Source organism: Streptomyces sp. NPDC091416, from assembly GCF_044756845.1.
GTDB lineage: Bacteria > Actinomycetota > Actinomycetes > Streptomycetales > Streptomycetaceae > Streptomyces.
In genome coordinates this window covers 1-14,292 of record NZ_JBIVTU010000021.1, presented here as the reverse complement: position 1 = coordinate 14,292, position 14,292 = coordinate 1, and the positions used below count along the sequence as shown (strand labels likewise).

Genomic DNA, 14,292 nt, shown 5'->3' with positions numbered 1-14,292 from the left:
GCAAGGGGTGCCAAGGCCCCGCGCCGTGCTGCCTACGGTCGCAAGGTGACGAGCAGCAGGCTGGAGACGCCCAGGAACACCCCCGGCGCACACCGGGCGCAGCACCGCGCGCCCCACCCTTCGCCGAAGCAGCCGCCCGCCCGTTACGAGCCCCATCTCGACGGCCTGTTCACGTACTGCCTCTCCGTCCTCTGCGACCACGACGCCGCCACCGAGGCGCTCGGCTGCGTACTGGCGCTGGCCGAGCGGCAGAACGGCCGGTGTCCCACCGGCGAGGAGGAGCGCAGAACCTGGCTGTACGCCCTGGCCAGGTGGATGTGCCTGCGCCGGCTCGGCGAGCAGAAGCAGGGCCGCCGGGCGCATCGCAGGCCCGACGGGCCGCAGGCGCGCAGGCAGTCGGCCAGGGTGCAGGACGACCACCGCGGCACCGCCGTGCCGGGGGTCCGCGCGGGACGGCGTACGCCCGCGGGCCCGCACACCACGAAGACGGCTTCCGCACCACCCACCGCGACTTCCGCGCCCCGGTCCGCCGCCTCGGCGTCCGCGGCTCCAGCCCCGTCCGCCGTGCCCCTCTCGTCCGCCGTGTCCCCGGAGAGTCCCGCGGCCGCCGAGGCACACCGCCGGGAGCTCGCCCAGCTGGCCTGGCCCGAGGCGGCGGGCACCACCCCCGAGCAGCGCGAGGCGCTGGAGCTCGCCGTCCGCCACCGCCTCACCCCGCGCGCCGTCGCCGCCGTCCTCGGGCTGGAACCCGCGACGGCCCGGGAACTCCTGGCCGCCGCAGCCTGTGAAGTGGAACGGACGAGGGCCGCCCTCGCCGTCGTCGAGAAGGGCAACTGCCCCGCGGTCGGCAGGCTGACCGGAGACCACCGCGTGCTGCTCTCCGCCACCCTGCGCCGCGAGCTCGTACGGCATGTGGACGACTGCCCGAGCTGTCGCCGCGCCGCCGAGCGGGCCGGCGCCCAGGGACCCTGGCCGGGCGCCGCGGTCACCCCCGTGGCCGCGCTGGCGGTCGTCGAGGCGCCGCGCCCCTCCGCCTATGTGGCGATGATGTACGCGCAGAAGCATCAGAAGAATCGGTCCGCCACTCCCCGGTTCGACCGGACGGGCTTCCCGATGGACCCGAAGGACCACGCCGCGCGCCGGGACCGGCTGCGGTCCAGGGTCATGACGACGACGGTCGTCGCCACCGTCGTCGCCGCCCCCGTGATCGCTCTGTGGTCCGCCTACCGGGGCGCGCCGCTCACCGGTGAGGGACGCGACGGTTCGGCGGTGACCGCGACCGAGACGGACGACGACCGCGGCGGCGACGACCCGTACGACCACTACGAGAACGCGGGCAACGCCCGCCCCGGGCCCGGCCCCGGCTTCACGGAGGGTGCCCGCCTCCCGGACGTCTCCGCCGAGGTCATCAGCGTGGGTACGGACGGGGACGGGGGCGGCGCGGGTGCGGCGGCGGGCCGCCTCACCGTCGAGGCCCGGTCCTCCGGCGGCACGACGACGATCACGCTCAGCGCGTCGAAGGCGGGCCCGGTCGTCTGGTCGGCCGGCACGGGACAGTCCTGGCTGCGCCTGAGCAGGACCTCCGGAACGCTCGCTGCGGGCGACAGCATCACGGTCCGCGTCCTCGTGGACCACGCACGCGAACCGGTCGGGTACTGGACGGCACGGATCGCCATCGCCCCCTCGGGGTCGGTCGTGGCGATGCACGGGTACGGCGGGCCGGCGTCGACCACCGCACCCCGGCCGTCCCTGCCGAGCGGCCCGTCCCGTCCGCACCCTCCCGTACCGCAGGAACCGTCGCCGTCCGCCCCGGACCCCGATCCGACGCCGACGCCGACACCGACGCCCGACCCGACGGGCAGCACCCCGACGGACCCGGGCACGTCGAGCCCGTCCCCGGACCCGACGACGGAGTCCCCGTCCCCGTCGGACCCGGGCAAGGGCCCGAGCACCCCGCCGGCAGCGGACTGACGGGCCGAGCACCCCGCCGGCAGCGGACCGACGGGCCGCGAACGCTCCCGCCGACGAGGCGCCCGGCCGCGTGGTGACCACGCGGGGTCCGCCGCGCGGGTGCTACGCGGGGTCCGCCGGGTGGGGCGCCATCGGCAGCAGCGAGGAGAGCCGCTCCTCGCAGAGCTCGACGAGCCGGTCGTACGCCTGCTTGCCCATCAGCTCCGTGAGCTCCGGCCGGTACGACACGTACACCGGCTCCCCGGCGCCGTGCGCCGACGTCGCCGACGTGCACCACCAGTGCAGGTCGTGCCCGCCCGGCCCCCAGCCACGGCGGTCGTACTCGCCGATCGTCACCTGGAGGATCCGCGTGTCGTCGGGCCGGTCGATCCAGTCGTACGTACGCCGGACCGGCAGCTGCCAGCACACGTCCGGCTTGGTCTCCAGGGGCTCCTTGCCCTCCCGGAGCGCCAGGATGTGCAGGGAGCAGCCGGCTCCCGCGGCGAATCCGGGACGGTTCTGGAAGATGCAGGACCCTTCCCAGCGCCGCGTCTGGCGCTCCCCGTCGTCGTCGGTCTGGACCCAGCCCGACTCCGTGCCCACGTCGTGGAACTGCCACAGGTCCGGGGTGAGCCGGGCGACGTGACCGGCCACCCGCTTCTCGTCGTCCTCGTCGGAGAAGTGGGCGCCCAGGGTGCAGCACCCGTCGTCCGCGCGACCGGCCTGGATGCCCTGGCAGCCACTGCCGAAGATGCAGGTCCACCTGGACGTCAGCCAGGTCAGGTCACAGCGGAAGACCTGCTCGTCGTCGGCGGGATCCGGGAACTCCACCCAGGCCCGCGCGAAGTCGATCCCCGTCTCGTCGGGCCCCTGGGGCCCCTCTGTCTGCGGCTGCTGCATCTCCTGCTTCGTCTTCTGCTTCTTCGTGGCTTTGCCCGGCTTCGCCTTTTTCGTCTTTGGCACGCGCCCAGAGTAAGACCGCGGAGCACCTGGGCGGGGACCGTGCGCCGGTCCGCCCGCCCCCACGGCCGCAGTAGCGTTCTGCATATGAGACTCGGAGTCCTCGACGTGGGGTCGAACACGGTTCATCTGCTGGTGGTCGACGCGCACCCCGGCGCCCGCCCGCTGCCCGCGCACTCGCACAAGGCGGAGCTGCGCCTGGCCGAACTCCTCGACGCGGACGGAGCGATCGGCCCGCTCGGTGTGGACCGGCTGGTGACGACGATCGCCGGCGCGCTCCAGGCCGCCGAGGACAAGGGCTGCGAGGACGTGCTGGCGTTCGCCACGTCCGCGGTGCGGGAGGCGAGCAACGCCGACAAGGTGCTCGCCCGGGTGCGCGACGAGACGGGCGTCGACCTCGCCGTCCTCAGCGGCACGGAGGAGGCCCGCCTCACCTTCCTCGCCGCGCGGCGATGGTTCGGCTGGTCGGCGGGCAAGCTGCTGGTCCTGGACATCGGCGGCGGTTCGCTGGAGATCGCGTACGGCATCGACGAGGAGCCGGACGCGGCCGTCTCGCTGCCGCTGGGCGCCGGCCGCCTCACGGCCGGCTGGCTGGCCGGCGATCCGCCGGACCCGGCGGAGGTGAGGGAGCTGCGCCGCCATGTACGGGCGCGGATCGCCCGCAGCGTGGGCGAGTTCACCCGCTTCGGCCGCCCCGACCATGTCGTGGCCACGTCCAAGACCTTCAAGCAGCTCGCCAGGATCGCGGGCGCCGCACGTTCCACCGAGGGGCTGTACGTACAGCGCACCCTCAGCCGCAAGGCCCTGGAGGAGTGGGTGCCGAAGCTGGCCGCGATGACGGTGGAGGAGCGCGGGAACCTGCCCGGCGTCTCCGAGGGACGGTCCGCCCAGGTGCTGGCGGGCGCGCTGGTCGCGGAGGGGGCGATGGACCTCCTGGGCGTCGAGGACCTGGAGATCTGCCCGTGGGCGCTGCGCGAGGGTGTGATCCTGCGCCGTCTGGACCATCTGACGTCGAGCGAGGACGTGGCCCTCAACTGAAGGGGCCGTCCCGGGCGTCTCACCGTCATGGCCCTTCTCACTTTCGGCCGGACTCCCTCGGCGCCGCGCACCGCTGCCCGTACGCTGGCTGCGTGGCAGAACCAGTGGTGCGCATCCCGGATGCGAAGGTCGCCCTGTCGACGGCCTCGGTCTATCCGGAGTCGACGGCGACGGCCTTCGAGATCGCCGCGCGCCTCGGGTACGACGGCGTCGAGGTCATGGTCTGGACCGACCCCGTCAGCCAGGACGTCGAGGCCCTGCGCCGGCTCTCGGACTACCACCGGATGCCGATCCTGGCCGTTCACGCCCCCTGTCTGCTGATCACGCAGCGGGTCTGGTCCACCGATCCCTGGGTCAAGCTCCAGCGGGCGCGCGCCGCGGCGGAGAAGCTCGGCGCGTCGACGGTCGTCGTCCACCCCCCGTTCCGCTGGCAACGCAATTACGCCCGTGATTTCGTCACGGGGATCTGGCGGATGGCGGACGAGACCGACGTCCGGTTCGCCGTCGAGAACATGTACCCGTGGCGCTACCGGGACCGCGAGATGCTCGCGTACGCCCCCGACTGGGACGTCGCCAACGACGACTACCGCCATTTCACGGTCGACCTGTCGCACACCTCGACGGCCCGTACGGACGGCATGGCGATGGTCGACCGGATGGGCGACCGGCTGGCCCACGTCCACCTGGCCGACGGCAAGGGATCGGGCAAGGACGAGCACCTGGTGCCCGGCCGGGGCGACCAGCCGTGTGCAGAACTGCTGGAGCGGCTGGCCCGTAACGGCTTCGACGGCCATGTGGTCATCGAGGTCAACACCCGCCGCGCGATGTCCACCGCCGAACGCGAGGCCGACCTCGCCGAGGCGCTCGCCTTCACCCGGCTGCACCTCGCCTCCTCCGCGCAGGTGCCGCGCCCGTGACCCCGGGCGCCGAAGCCCCGGGCCCCAGGCGCCGCGGCCGTCCCGCCCGCAACGCGGCGACGGCGGGCCCCGACGCGCGTACCCGGATCCTGGAGGCCGCCCGCACGGAGTTCGCCGAACGCGGCTACGACAAGACGTCGGTCCGCGGGATCGCGAAGGCGGCGGGCGTGGACGCCGCCCTGGTCCACCACTACTTCGGTACGAAGGACGAGGTCTTCGCCGCCGCGATCGAGCTCTCCTTCGAGCCCGCCCTGGTGGTTCCCGCCATCCTGGGCAGTGACAAGGACGGCCTGGGGGAACGGCTGGCCCGCTACTTCATCGCGATCTGGGAGAACCCGGCGTCCAGGACCCCGCTGCTGGCGGTCCTGCGGTCGGCCCTCACCAACGAGGCGGCGGCGGCCGTCCTGCGCGGCTTCGTCCTGCGACGCCTGCTCGGACGGATCGCGGAACAGCTCGACGTACCCGACCCCACCTTCCGCGCCGAACTGGCGGCCTCGCACATGGTGGGCATCGCGATGCTGCGGTACGTGCTCCGCGCGGAGCCCCTGGCATCGGCGCCTCCGGAGAAGATCGTCGCCATGGTTGCCCCCACCCTGCAGCGTTATCTGACGGACACCAACACGAGCCCCTGCCCCCCGCCGCTTCCGGACACTTCAAGCCCCTCCGGCGATTGAGGAGCGGGGCCCGGGGCAGAGCCCCGACCCCCACGGCCCGCACTCCCCACCAGCCCCTGCCGGCGCCCCGCCACCGCCCACCCCCTGAGCACCACATCCCGCATTCCGGACACCCCGTCCAGATCCTGGCACCGGAGGCGTACGCTCGGAACCAGTCTTTTCTGTCGAAGGAGCGAGAGACGATGCCCCAGCTGAGGTCCCGCACTGTCACCCACGGCCGCAACATGGCGGGCGCGCGCGCCCTTATGCGCGCGTCGGGCGTAGCGAGCGAGGACATCGGCAAGCCGATCATCGCGGTAGCCAACTCCTTCACGGAGTTCGTCCCCGGCCACACCCACCTCGCCCCGGTCGGCCGGATCGTGTCCGAGGCGATCAAGGCCGCGGGCGCGGTGCCCCGCGAGTTCAACACCATCGCGGTGGACGACGGCATCGCCATGGGCCACGGCGGCATGCTCTACAGCCTGCCCTCCCGCGACCTGATCGCGGACAGCGTCGAGTACATGGTCGAGGCCCACTGCGCCGACGCCCTCATCTGCATCTCGAACTGCGACAAGATCACCCCGGGCATGCTGATGGCCGCGATGCGCCTCAACATCCCCACGGTCTTCGTCTCCGGCGGCCCGATGGAGGCCGGCAAGGCCACCCTCGTCGACGGCACGGTCCGCAAGCTCGACCTGGTCAACGCGATCAGTGACGCGGTCGACGAGTCCATCTCCGACGAGGACATCCTCCGCATCGAGGAGAACGCCTGCCCCACCTGCGGCAGCTGTTCCGGCATGTTCACCGCCAACTCGATGAACTGCCTGACCGAGGTCCTGGGCCTCTCCCTCCCCGGCAACGGCTCCGTCCTCGCCACGCACACCGCCCGCAGGGCGCTGTACGAGGACGCCGGCCGCACGGTCGTCGAGATCACCAAGCGCTACTACGAGCAGGACGACGAGACGGTCCTGCCCCGCTCCATCGGCACCCGCGCCGCGTTCGACAACGCGATGGCGCTGGACATCGCCATGGGCGGCTCGACCAACACGATCCTGCACCTGCTGGCCGCCGCCGAGGAGGCGGAGCTGGCGTACAACCTCGACGACATCAACGAGGTCTCCCGCCGGGTCCCGTGCCTCTCCAAGGTCGCGCCCAACGTGGCGCCCGGCGGTACGTACTACATGGAGGACGTCCACCGGGCCGGCGGCATCCCCGCCCTCCTCGGTGAGCTTCACCGCGGCGGTCTGCTCAACGAGGACGTGCACTCGGTGCACTCCGACACGCTCGCCGAGTGGCTCAAGAACTGGGACGTCCGCGGCGGCTCGCCGTCCCCCGAGGCCGTCGAGCTGTGGCACGCGGCCCCGGGCTGCGTCCGTTCCGCGACCGCGTTCTCGCAGTCCGAGCGCTGGGACACCCTCGACCTGGACGCGGCCGGCGGCTGCATCCGCGACGTGGCGCACGCGTACTCCAAGGACGGCGGCCTCGCGGTCCTCAAGGGGAACATCGCCGTGGACGGCTGTGTCGTGAAGACGGCCGGCGTCGACGAGTCGATCTGGACCTTCGAGGGCCCGGCGGTCGTCTGCGAGTCCCAGGAGGACGCCGTCGACAAGATCCTCCGCAAGGAGATCACGCACGGCGACGTCGTCGTCATCCGTTACGAGGGCCCGCGCGGCGGCCCCGGCATGCAGGAGATGCTCTACCCGACCTCCTTCCTCAAGGGCCGCGGTCTCGGCAAGACCTGCGCGCTGATCACCGACGGCCGCTTCTCCGGCGGTACGTCGGGGCTGTCCATCGGCCACGCCTCGCCCGAGGCGGCGTCCGGCGGCACGATCGCGCTCGTCGAGGACGGTGACCGGATCCGCATCGACATCCCGAACCGCTCGATCGAGCTCCTCGTCGCCGACGACGAGCTCGCCACCCGCCGCGAGGCGCTGAACGGCGTGTACGCGCCGAAGAACCGCGAGCGCAAGGTCTCGGCGGCGCTGCGCGCCTACGCGGCCATGGCGACGAGCGCGGACCGCGGCGCCGTCCGCGACGTCTCCAAGCTGGGCTGATCCCACCCGTTTCCGGCCCCTGTCCGCAGGGGCCGGAAACGGCGGCCCGCCCGCAGCAGGTGTGGCGCAAAACCAACTCCCCGTGACCTTCGCCCCGCCATAGGCTCACACTCTTGTCATGCAACGATCATGATTGGGGGAGCATGCGTACGTCTGCACGCCGCTCGGCGATCATCGCGTCGGCCGTCGCCGCGCTCGCGGCACTCGGCGCCACTCCGGCCGGCGCGGCCACGGCGGCCGCCGCACCGGCAGGGGTCTGCGGATCCGGGTACACCCGGATCGACTCGCACGTGTTCCGGAACCCGGTGACCGAACTGGCCCGGGTCCAGCTCTTCTACAACGCGAGCACCCAGTACAACTGCGTCGTCACCTCCCACTCCTCCTCCACCGGCGGCTACACGCTGACCACCGGCGCCTGGCTCGACGTGGACGGGGACGGCAAGGGGCAGGCCAAGGACCAGGGGGCGTACGCCTCGTACGCGGGCCCGGTCAGGCTCGCCGCGGGCAGCCGCTGCGTGAAGTGGGGCGGCATGATCGAGGCAGGCGTCGGCACGTACACCTACACGAGTTCCTGGGAACACTGCGGCTGACCCGGCACAGGCACCCGCACACGCACCCGCACCCGCACCCGCACACGCACCGCATCCGCACCGTGCGCGGCGCCGCCGCGCACGGCTGCCCCGGGCTCCGCCCGGTCCCTGGGATAATCGGTCGCGTGACCGAGAACAGCGACACCCCCGACGGCACGGCTCCCGGCACCCCCGAGTCCGGCGCGAAGCCCACCGGCACCCCCGCGACCGCCCCGGGCCCGAAGCCCGAGCCCATCCGCTTCTTCGGGACGACCTGGGTCGCCCACGACGGCAACTACGGGCTCCGCCGGGCCGGAGCGGCCATCGGTTCGCTGGCCGCCGCGGCCGCCTCCTGCTTCGTGCTGCGCTTCGCCTACCAGGGCCTGGAGATCGCCGACGTCGGCAGCTTCGTCGGCCTGCTGGTCGTCCTGATGTTCGCCATCTGCAGCGCGGTCGCGTTCCGCAAGACGTGGGAGGGGTTCAGCCGCCGCCCGGCCGACCCGGCGCGCGAGGACACGCTGCGCGGCCTGAAGACCATCGGCTTCGTCGGCTCGCTCCTCGCGTACTTCTTCCGTACGTTCACCGAGGCGCCCGGCGAGAAGCTCCGGCGCGCGGAGTACGAGGCGGCCCAGGTCCGGTTCGCGAAGCGCCGTTCGTCCAGGACCGGCAACCCGGCGGCCCGCAAGGCGGCCAAGGCGAAGAAGCCCCGGCGCAAGTAGGACCTGCGGGGCCACGATGGCCCCATGACGGAAACGGACTCCCCGGAACACGCCGCGGGCACTTCTCGCGCCCTGTCCTTCGACCGGGCGGCCGCCCAGTACGCCGCCGCCCGCCCCGGCTACCCCGCCGCCCTGTTCGACGCCGTCGAGGAGCTCGCGGGGCTGCCCCTGCACGGTGCCCGCACGCTCGACGTGGGCGCGGGCACCGGCATCTCCACCCGACGCCTCCACGACCGCGGCGCCCGCGTCGTCGCCGTGGAGCCGGGACCCGGCATGGCGGCCGAACTGCGCCGGTTGCTCCCGCACGTTCCGCTGGTGCGGGGCGACGGCAACAGCCTTCCCTTCGCCGGGGCCTCGGCCGACCTGATCACGTACGCGCAGTCCTACCACTGGACCGACCGCACCCGTTCCACCCCCGAGGCCCTGCGCGTCCTGCGGCCCGGCGGCGCGCTCGCCCTCTGGTGGAACGTCTCCGACCACGCCGTCCCATGGGCCGCCGACCAGGACACCCGGCTGCGCGACTTCTTCCGCGACGAGGTCGGGGCCGAGGACGAAAGCGCCCACGGCGCGCCCGCCCGCACCCGCGGTCTGCTGCCCGCGCTCGACTTCGCGCACCGCCGTATCCCCTGGACCCGGCGCGTCCCCATGGCCGCCCATCTCGCCAACCTCGGCAGCCACTCCGCCTTCCTGGTCCTCGGCGAGGAACCCACCCGGCGCTTCCTCGACGAGGAGCGCGAGCACCTCATGCGGCTCTTCCCGGACGGCACGGTCGAGGAGGCGTACGTCGTCGACCTGAACGTCACCGTCCGCTGACGGCCCGCCCGCCCTTCCGGCGCACGGTCCGGGTCCCTTGACGGCGGCGCCCCGCCGGGATCAAAATTCATCACATGATGAATTCTTCGGGCGTCGCCATCGAGGCCCGTGGCCTCACCGTCGTACGAGGCAGCCGCACCGTCCTGAAAGGCCTCGACTTCACCGTCGAACCCGGCAGGATCACGGGCCTCCTCGGCCCCTCCGGCTGCGGCAAATCCACCCTGATGCGGGCCGTCGTCGGCACCCAGGCCAAGGTCACCGGAAGCCTTGACGTCCTGGGCAGCCCCGCAGGCCACCCCACCCTCCGCCCCCGGATCGGGTACGTCACCCAGGCCCCGTCCGTCTACACCGACCTCACCGTCCGGCAGAACCTCGACTACTTCGCGGCGATCCTCCAGCCGGGCCGCCGGCACCGGGAGGACCGCCGCGCGGCCGTCACCCGCGCGATCGCCGAAGTGGACCTGAGCAGCCACGCCGACAACCTCGCCGGCACCCTCTCCGGCGGCCAGCGCACCCGCGTCTCCCTCGCCGTCGCGCTGCTCGGCACCCCCGAACTCCTCGTCCTCGACGAACCGACCGTCGGCCTCGACCCGGTGCTCCGGCGCGACCTCTGGAACCTCTTCCACAGCCTCGCCGCCGACCGCGGCACCACCCTGCTCGTCTCCTCCCACGTCATGGACGAGGCCGAGCGCTGCCACCGGCTGCTCCTGATGCGCGAGGGCGAGATCCTCGCCGACGACACCCCCGAGGCCCTGCGCCGGGACGCCGGCACCGACACCGTCGAAGCGGCCTTCCTCCACCTGGTCGACGCGGCCGCCACCCGTCAGGAGAACGCCCGATGAGTACGACGACCACCCGCACCCCGCCCCTGAGCGCCGCCCGCACCCTCGCCACCGCCGGCCGGGTCCTGCGCCAGCTGACGCACGACCCGCGCACGATCGCACTCCTGCTGCTGATCCCGGTCCTGATGATCACGCTGCTGCGGTACGTGTTCGACGGCAGCCCGCAGACGTTCGACTCCATCGGTGCCTCGCTCCTCGGCATCTTCCCGCTGATCACGATGTTCCTGGTGACCTCGATCGCCACCCTGCGCGAACGCACCTCGGGCACCCTGGAGCGCCTGCTGGCCATGCCGCTCGGCAAGGGCGACCTGATCGCCGGCTACGCGCTCGCCTTCGGTGCCGTCGCGATCGTCCAGTCGCTGCTGGCCACGGCCCTCTCGGTCTGGGTCCTCGGCCTGGACGTCACCGGATCACCGTGGCTGCTGCTCCTGGTCGCCCTGCTCGACGCCCTGCTCGGCACGGCGCTCGGACTGTTCGTCTCGGCCTTCGCGGCGTCCGAGTTCCAGGCCGTCCAGTTCATGCCGGCCGTGATCTTCCCGCAGCTCCTGCTCTGCGGACTCTTCATCGCCCGGGACCGGATGGCCCCCGTCCTCGAAGCGATCTCGGACGTGCTGCCCATGTCGTACGCCGTCGACGGCATGAACGAGGTCCTCCACCACACCGACATCACCGGCGACTTCGTCCGCGACATCGCGATCGTGGCCGGCTGCGCCCTCCTCGTCCTCGCCCTCGGCGCAGCCACCCTCCGCCGCCGCACCACCTGACGGGCCGGTGCGAGGATGGCGCCACGAGAACCGTGAGCACCGCCCGGAGGGTGAAGCGCATGACCCAGACAGTTGCAGTCCTCGGCACCGGCAAGATCGGCGAGGCCCTGCTCAGCGGCATGATCCGGGCCGGCTGGCGTCCGGCGAACCTGCTGGTCACCACTCGCCGCTCCGAGCGTGCCGCCGAGCTCCACGACCGCTACGGCACCGACGCGGTCACCAACGCCGAGGCCGCCAAGCGCGCCGACATCCTCATCCTCGCGGTCAAGCCCCAGGACATGGGCCGTCTCCTCGACGAACTCTCCCCGCACCTCACCGCCGACCGCCTGGTCATCAGCGCCGCGGCCGGCATCACGACCGCCTTCATCGAGGAGCGTCTCACCGCAGGCACCCCGGTGGTCCGGGTCATGCCGAACACCCCTGTCCTGGTCGACGAGGGCATGTCGGTCATCTCCGCGGGGAGCCACGCCACCACCGGACACCTCGCCACCGCGGAGTCGATCTTCGGAGGCGTCGGCAAGACCCTGCGCGTCCCCGAGTCCCAGCAGGACGCGGCCACGGCCCTCTCCGGCTCGGGGCCCGCCTACTTCTACTTCCTCGTCGAGGCGATGACGGACGCAGGCATCCTGCTCGGCCTGCCCCGCGCCCAGGCCCACGACCTCATCGTGCAGGCCGCCATCGGCGCGGCCGTGATGCTCCGCGACAGCGGCGAGCACCCGGTCAAGCTCCGCGAGGCCGTCACCAGCCCGGCCGGCACCACGATCAGCGCCATCCGTGAACTGGAGAACCACGGCGTACGCGCCGCTCTCATCGCCGCACTCGAAGCGGCCCGCGACCGCAGCCGCGAGCTCGCCTCCGGCAACGGCTGAGCCAGGGCCCGGGTGGGGCTGCCCCGCGGCGTTGCGGGACAACCCCGTCCGGGCCCTACGCCGCGGCAGCGATCAGCTCCGCACTGCGCACCACCTTCGCGAACCCACCGCCGTGCAACGACACGGCGGTGGCCCGCGCCAGCTCGTCCGCACCGAGCGTCCAGCCCCAGGGCCCGACACCGTCGAAGGTGTAGGTCGCGTCGAGCGCGAAGAACACCTCGTAACCCAGGTTCCCCGCCATCCGCGCCGTCGTCTCCGCGCACATGTTGGTCTGGATCCCGGCCACCACGATCTGCCGCACCCCCGCGGCCCTCAGCCACGCATCCAGATCCGGGGTCCCGTAGAACGCCGAGTTCACGCTCTTCGTCAGAAACAGCTCCGCCCCGCCGCCCTTTCCGCGCCGCTCCTCCACGTACGGCTTGAAGCCGTTGCCGGGATATCCCAACCGCAACGGCGAATCGGGCTTGGGCGAGTCATGCCGTACGAAGACGACGGGCCGGCCGCCCGACTGCCAGGCATCGATCAGCCCGGCGATGTTCCCGTCCGCCGCGGGGTTGTTCCGCGGCCCCCAGTACGCCTCCTCCTCGAATCCCTGCTGCACGTCCACCACGACCAGCGCTGCGTTCTCCGCGATCTCCATGGCCACGATCCTGCCGCCCGGAAACCCGGCCGCCCAGAGGACGGAAAGCCATCGATCGATGCTTTACTGCCACCATGCCGACGACCGGTCCACCGCATGCCGCCCCCACCCGGATCGCCCTCGTCTCCTTCCCCGGTGTCCGGGCGTTCGACGTCTCGGTCATCACGGAGGTCTGGGGCGTGGACCGGACGGACCGGGGAGTCCCGCCGTTCGACCTGCGCCGCGCGGCGGCCACCGACGCCCCCATCCCGTTGCGCGGCGGCCTCTCCCTGACCCCCGACCGCACGCTGACCTGGCTGGCCCGCGCCGACCTGATCGTCGTCCCGGGGCTCGACGACCATGTGACGCCGGCCCCGGAACCGGTCCTCGCGGCCCTGCGCCGCGCCCACGCCCGCGCCACACCGATCGCAGCCCTCTGCGGCGGCGCCTTCACCCTGGCGCAGGCGGGCCTCCTGAACGGCCGGCAGGCAGTCACCCACTGGAACCTCACAGACCTCCTGCGCACCAGCCATCCTGCTGTGACCGTCGTGCCGAACGCCTTGTTCGTCCACGACGACAATCTCTGGACGTCCGCCGGCACGGCGGCCGGTATCGACCTCTGCCTGCATCTCGTACGGACGGCCCATGGCGCCGAGGCGGCTGCGACCATCGCCCGCTCGATGGTCACGGCCCCCTTCCGCACCGGCACACAGGCCCAGTTCATCGAGCACCCCACACCCCACACGGACCGCGACGCCGACACGCTCGCCGATGTCCGCGCCTTCGCCCTGACCCGCTTGGCGGATCCGCACACGGTGGCGGAACTGGCCGACCGGGCCGGCATGTCGCCGCGCTCCTTCGCCCGCCACTTCCAGGCGAGCACCGGCACCACGCCGCTGCGCTGGCTGATCGCCCAGCGCATCGCCGCAGCTCAGAAGCTGCTGGAGCGCACCGACCTCCCTCTGCCCGAGGTGGCCCGTCGTACGGGCTTCGGCAGCGAGATCACCATGCGCCAGCACTTCGCCACCCACCTGGGCACCAGCCCGCGTGACTACCGGCTGGCCTTCCACCGCACCCCGACGAGGACCGGGGTTGACACGCCCCCTCCGCATCCGTAGTGTGCTCCGAGTTGTCCGACGTGAGCGCCGACTCCGGTCGGTCCCCGGACAGCCATTCCGCAGTAACCACAACGAACGAGCGACAGCTGTCGCCTGTCTCTGCGTGCGCATTCGCGAAATGAGGAATCCACGTTCGAAGGAACGTGACCCCGATTAGCGTCGGGGCCCTGGATTCCGCTAACGTCTCACTCGTCGGAACGGCCCAACAGCCGCGAGGACAAGCCCCGCTGACTGAGAATCAGGCCCGAAAGGATCTGATAGAGTCGGACTCGCCGGAAAGGGAAAGCGCGAAAGCGAAGAACTGGAAAGCGAAAATGCGAAACCCGCTTCGACCGGGAATCGGACACGAAAGAGTCTGATAGAGTCGGAAACGCAAGACCGAAGGGAAGCGCCCGGAGGAAAGCCCC

Annotated in this window: 14 protein-coding genes; 12 read left to right on the top strand and 2 right to left on the bottom strand. The window is 72.2% G+C overall.

All coding sequences use genetic code 11. From position 1 onward, the window contains the following. Positions 1-45 precede the first annotated feature (45 nt). Positions 46-1,971, top strand: coding sequence for a hypothetical protein (locus ACIQMX_RS38170; protein WP_402485194.1), 1,926 nt, complete (start codon positions 46-48; stop codon positions 1,969-1,971). A gap of 102 nt (positions 1,972-2,073) precedes the next feature. Here the strand turns inward: ACIQMX_RS38170 and ACIQMX_RS38165 are convergent, their stop codons facing one another. Then, a complete protein-coding gene (locus ACIQMX_RS38165; RefSeq protein WP_363071542.1) occupies positions 2,074-2,913 on the bottom strand; it encodes a hypothetical protein in 840 nt (279 codons plus the stop codon). 84 nt (positions 2,914-2,997) lie between these two features. Between ACIQMX_RS38165 and ACIQMX_RS38160 the strand changes: the two genes are divergently transcribed. The 10 genes from ACIQMX_RS38160 (at position 2,998) to proC (ending at position 12,148) form a co-directional block, all read left to right on the top strand. Then, a complete protein-coding gene (locus ACIQMX_RS38160) occupies positions 2,998-3,948 on the top strand; it encodes a Ppx/GppA phosphatase family protein (protein WP_363071540.1) in 951 nt (316 codons plus the stop codon). 107 nt (positions 3,949-4,055) lie between these two features. Next, a complete protein-coding gene (locus tag ACIQMX_RS38155; RefSeq protein WP_363071736.1) occupies positions 4,056-4,865 on the top strand; it encodes a sugar phosphate isomerase/epimerase in 810 nt (269 codons plus the stop codon). Then, a complete protein-coding gene (locus tag ACIQMX_RS38150) occupies positions 4,862-5,539 on the top strand; it encodes a TetR family transcriptional regulator (protein ID WP_363071538.1) in 678 nt (225 codons plus the stop codon). Before ACIQMX_RS38155 ends, ACIQMX_RS38150 begins: the two co-directional genes overlap by 4 nt. Before the next feature lie 182 nt (positions 5,540-5,721). Beyond that, positions 5,722-7,572, top strand: a complete 1,851-nt coding sequence (gene ilvD, locus ACIQMX_RS38145; RefSeq protein ID WP_402485189.1) for a dihydroxy-acid dehydratase — start codon at positions 5,722-5,724, stop codon at positions 7,570-7,572. A 143-nt stretch (positions 7,573-7,715) separates the two neighbouring features. After that, complete coding sequence (locus tag ACIQMX_RS38140) at positions 7,716-8,162, top strand: acetyltransferase (RefSeq protein ID WP_402485186.1); 447 nt, start codon at positions 7,716-7,718, stop codon at positions 8,160-8,162. A 125-nt stretch (positions 8,163-8,287) separates the two neighbouring features. Then, positions 8,288-8,860 (top strand): hypothetical protein, encoded by a 573-nt coding sequence (locus ACIQMX_RS38135; protein WP_402485184.1) that lies wholly within the window; start codon positions 8,288-8,290, stop codon positions 8,858-8,860. A gap of 24 nt (positions 8,861-8,884) precedes the next feature. After that, on the top strand, positions 8,885-9,673 hold the full coding sequence (locus ACIQMX_RS38130) for a class I SAM-dependent methyltransferase (RefSeq protein ID WP_402485182.1): 789 nt from the start codon (positions 8,885-8,887) through the stop codon (positions 9,671-9,673). Positions 9,674-9,747: 74 nt separating this feature from the next. Continuing rightward, a complete protein-coding gene (locus ACIQMX_RS38125; protein ID WP_402485179.1) occupies positions 9,748-10,515 on the top strand; it encodes an ABC transporter ATP-binding protein in 768 nt (255 codons plus the stop codon). After that, on the top strand, positions 10,512-11,279 hold the full coding sequence (locus tag ACIQMX_RS38120; RefSeq protein WP_363071526.1) for an ABC transporter permease: 768 nt from the start codon (positions 10,512-10,514) through the stop codon (positions 11,277-11,279). Before ACIQMX_RS38125 ends, ACIQMX_RS38120 begins: the two co-directional genes overlap by 4 nt. A 59-nt stretch (positions 11,280-11,338) precedes the next feature. Continuing rightward, positions 11,339-12,148 (top strand): pyrroline-5-carboxylate reductase, encoded by an 810-nt coding sequence (gene proC / locus ACIQMX_RS38115; RefSeq protein ID WP_363071524.1) that lies wholly within the window; start codon positions 11,339-11,341, stop codon positions 12,146-12,148. A 55-nt stretch (positions 12,149-12,203) separates the two neighbouring features. On the opposite strand, the gene ACIQMX_RS38110 is transcribed toward proC, so the two are convergent. Next, on the bottom strand, positions 12,204-12,788 hold the full coding sequence (locus ACIQMX_RS38110) for a cysteine hydrolase family protein (protein ID WP_402485174.1): 585 nt from the start codon (positions 12,786-12,788) through the stop codon (positions 12,204-12,206). 74 nt (positions 12,789-12,862) lie between these two features. Here ACIQMX_RS38110 and ACIQMX_RS38105 point away from each other — a divergent pair, with 74 nt between their 5' ends. Further along, the gene (locus ACIQMX_RS38105) at positions 12,863-13,885 is read left to right on the top strand and encodes a GlxA family transcriptional regulator (RefSeq protein WP_402485171.1); all 1,023 of its coding nucleotides are present in this window, start codon (positions 12,863-12,865) and stop codon (positions 13,883-13,885) included. The last annotated feature ends 407 nt before the right edge of the window (positions 13,886-14,292 follow it).

Bases quoted from the DNA above. Each gene is read 5' to 3' on its own strand.
- proC (WP_363071524.1), top strand. From the start codon at position 11,339: ATGACCCAGACAGTTGCAGTCCTCGGCACCGGCAAGATCGGCGAGGCC.
- ACIQMX_RS38160 (WP_363071540.1), top strand. From the start codon at position 2,998: ATGAGACTCGGAGTCCTCGACGTGGGGTCGAACACGGTTCATCTGCTG.
- ACIQMX_RS38140 (WP_402485186.1), top strand. From the start codon at position 7,716: ATGCGTACGTCTGCACGCCGCTCGGCGATCATCGCGTCGGCCGTCGCC.
- ACIQMX_RS38120 (WP_363071526.1), top strand. From the start codon at position 10,512: ATGAGTACGACGACCACCCGCACCCCGCCCCTGAGCGCCGCCCGCACC.
- ACIQMX_RS38130 (WP_402485182.1), top strand. From the start codon at position 8,885: ATGACGGAAACGGACTCCCCGGAACACGCCGCGGGCACTTCTCGCGCC.
- ilvD (WP_402485189.1), top strand. From the start codon at position 5,722: ATGCCCCAGCTGAGGTCCCGCACTGTCACCCACGGCCGCAACATGGCG.
- ACIQMX_RS38105 (WP_402485171.1), top strand. From the start codon at position 12,863: ATGCCGACGACCGGTCCACCGCATGCCGCCCCCACCCGGATCGCCCTC.
- ACIQMX_RS38125 (WP_402485179.1), top strand. From the start codon at position 9,748: ATGATGAATTCTTCGGGCGTCGCCATCGAGGCCCGTGGCCTCACCGTC.
- ACIQMX_RS38110 (WP_402485174.1), bottom strand. From the start codon at position 12,788: ATGGAGATCGCGGAGAACGCAGCGCTGGTCGTGGTGGACGTGCAGCAG.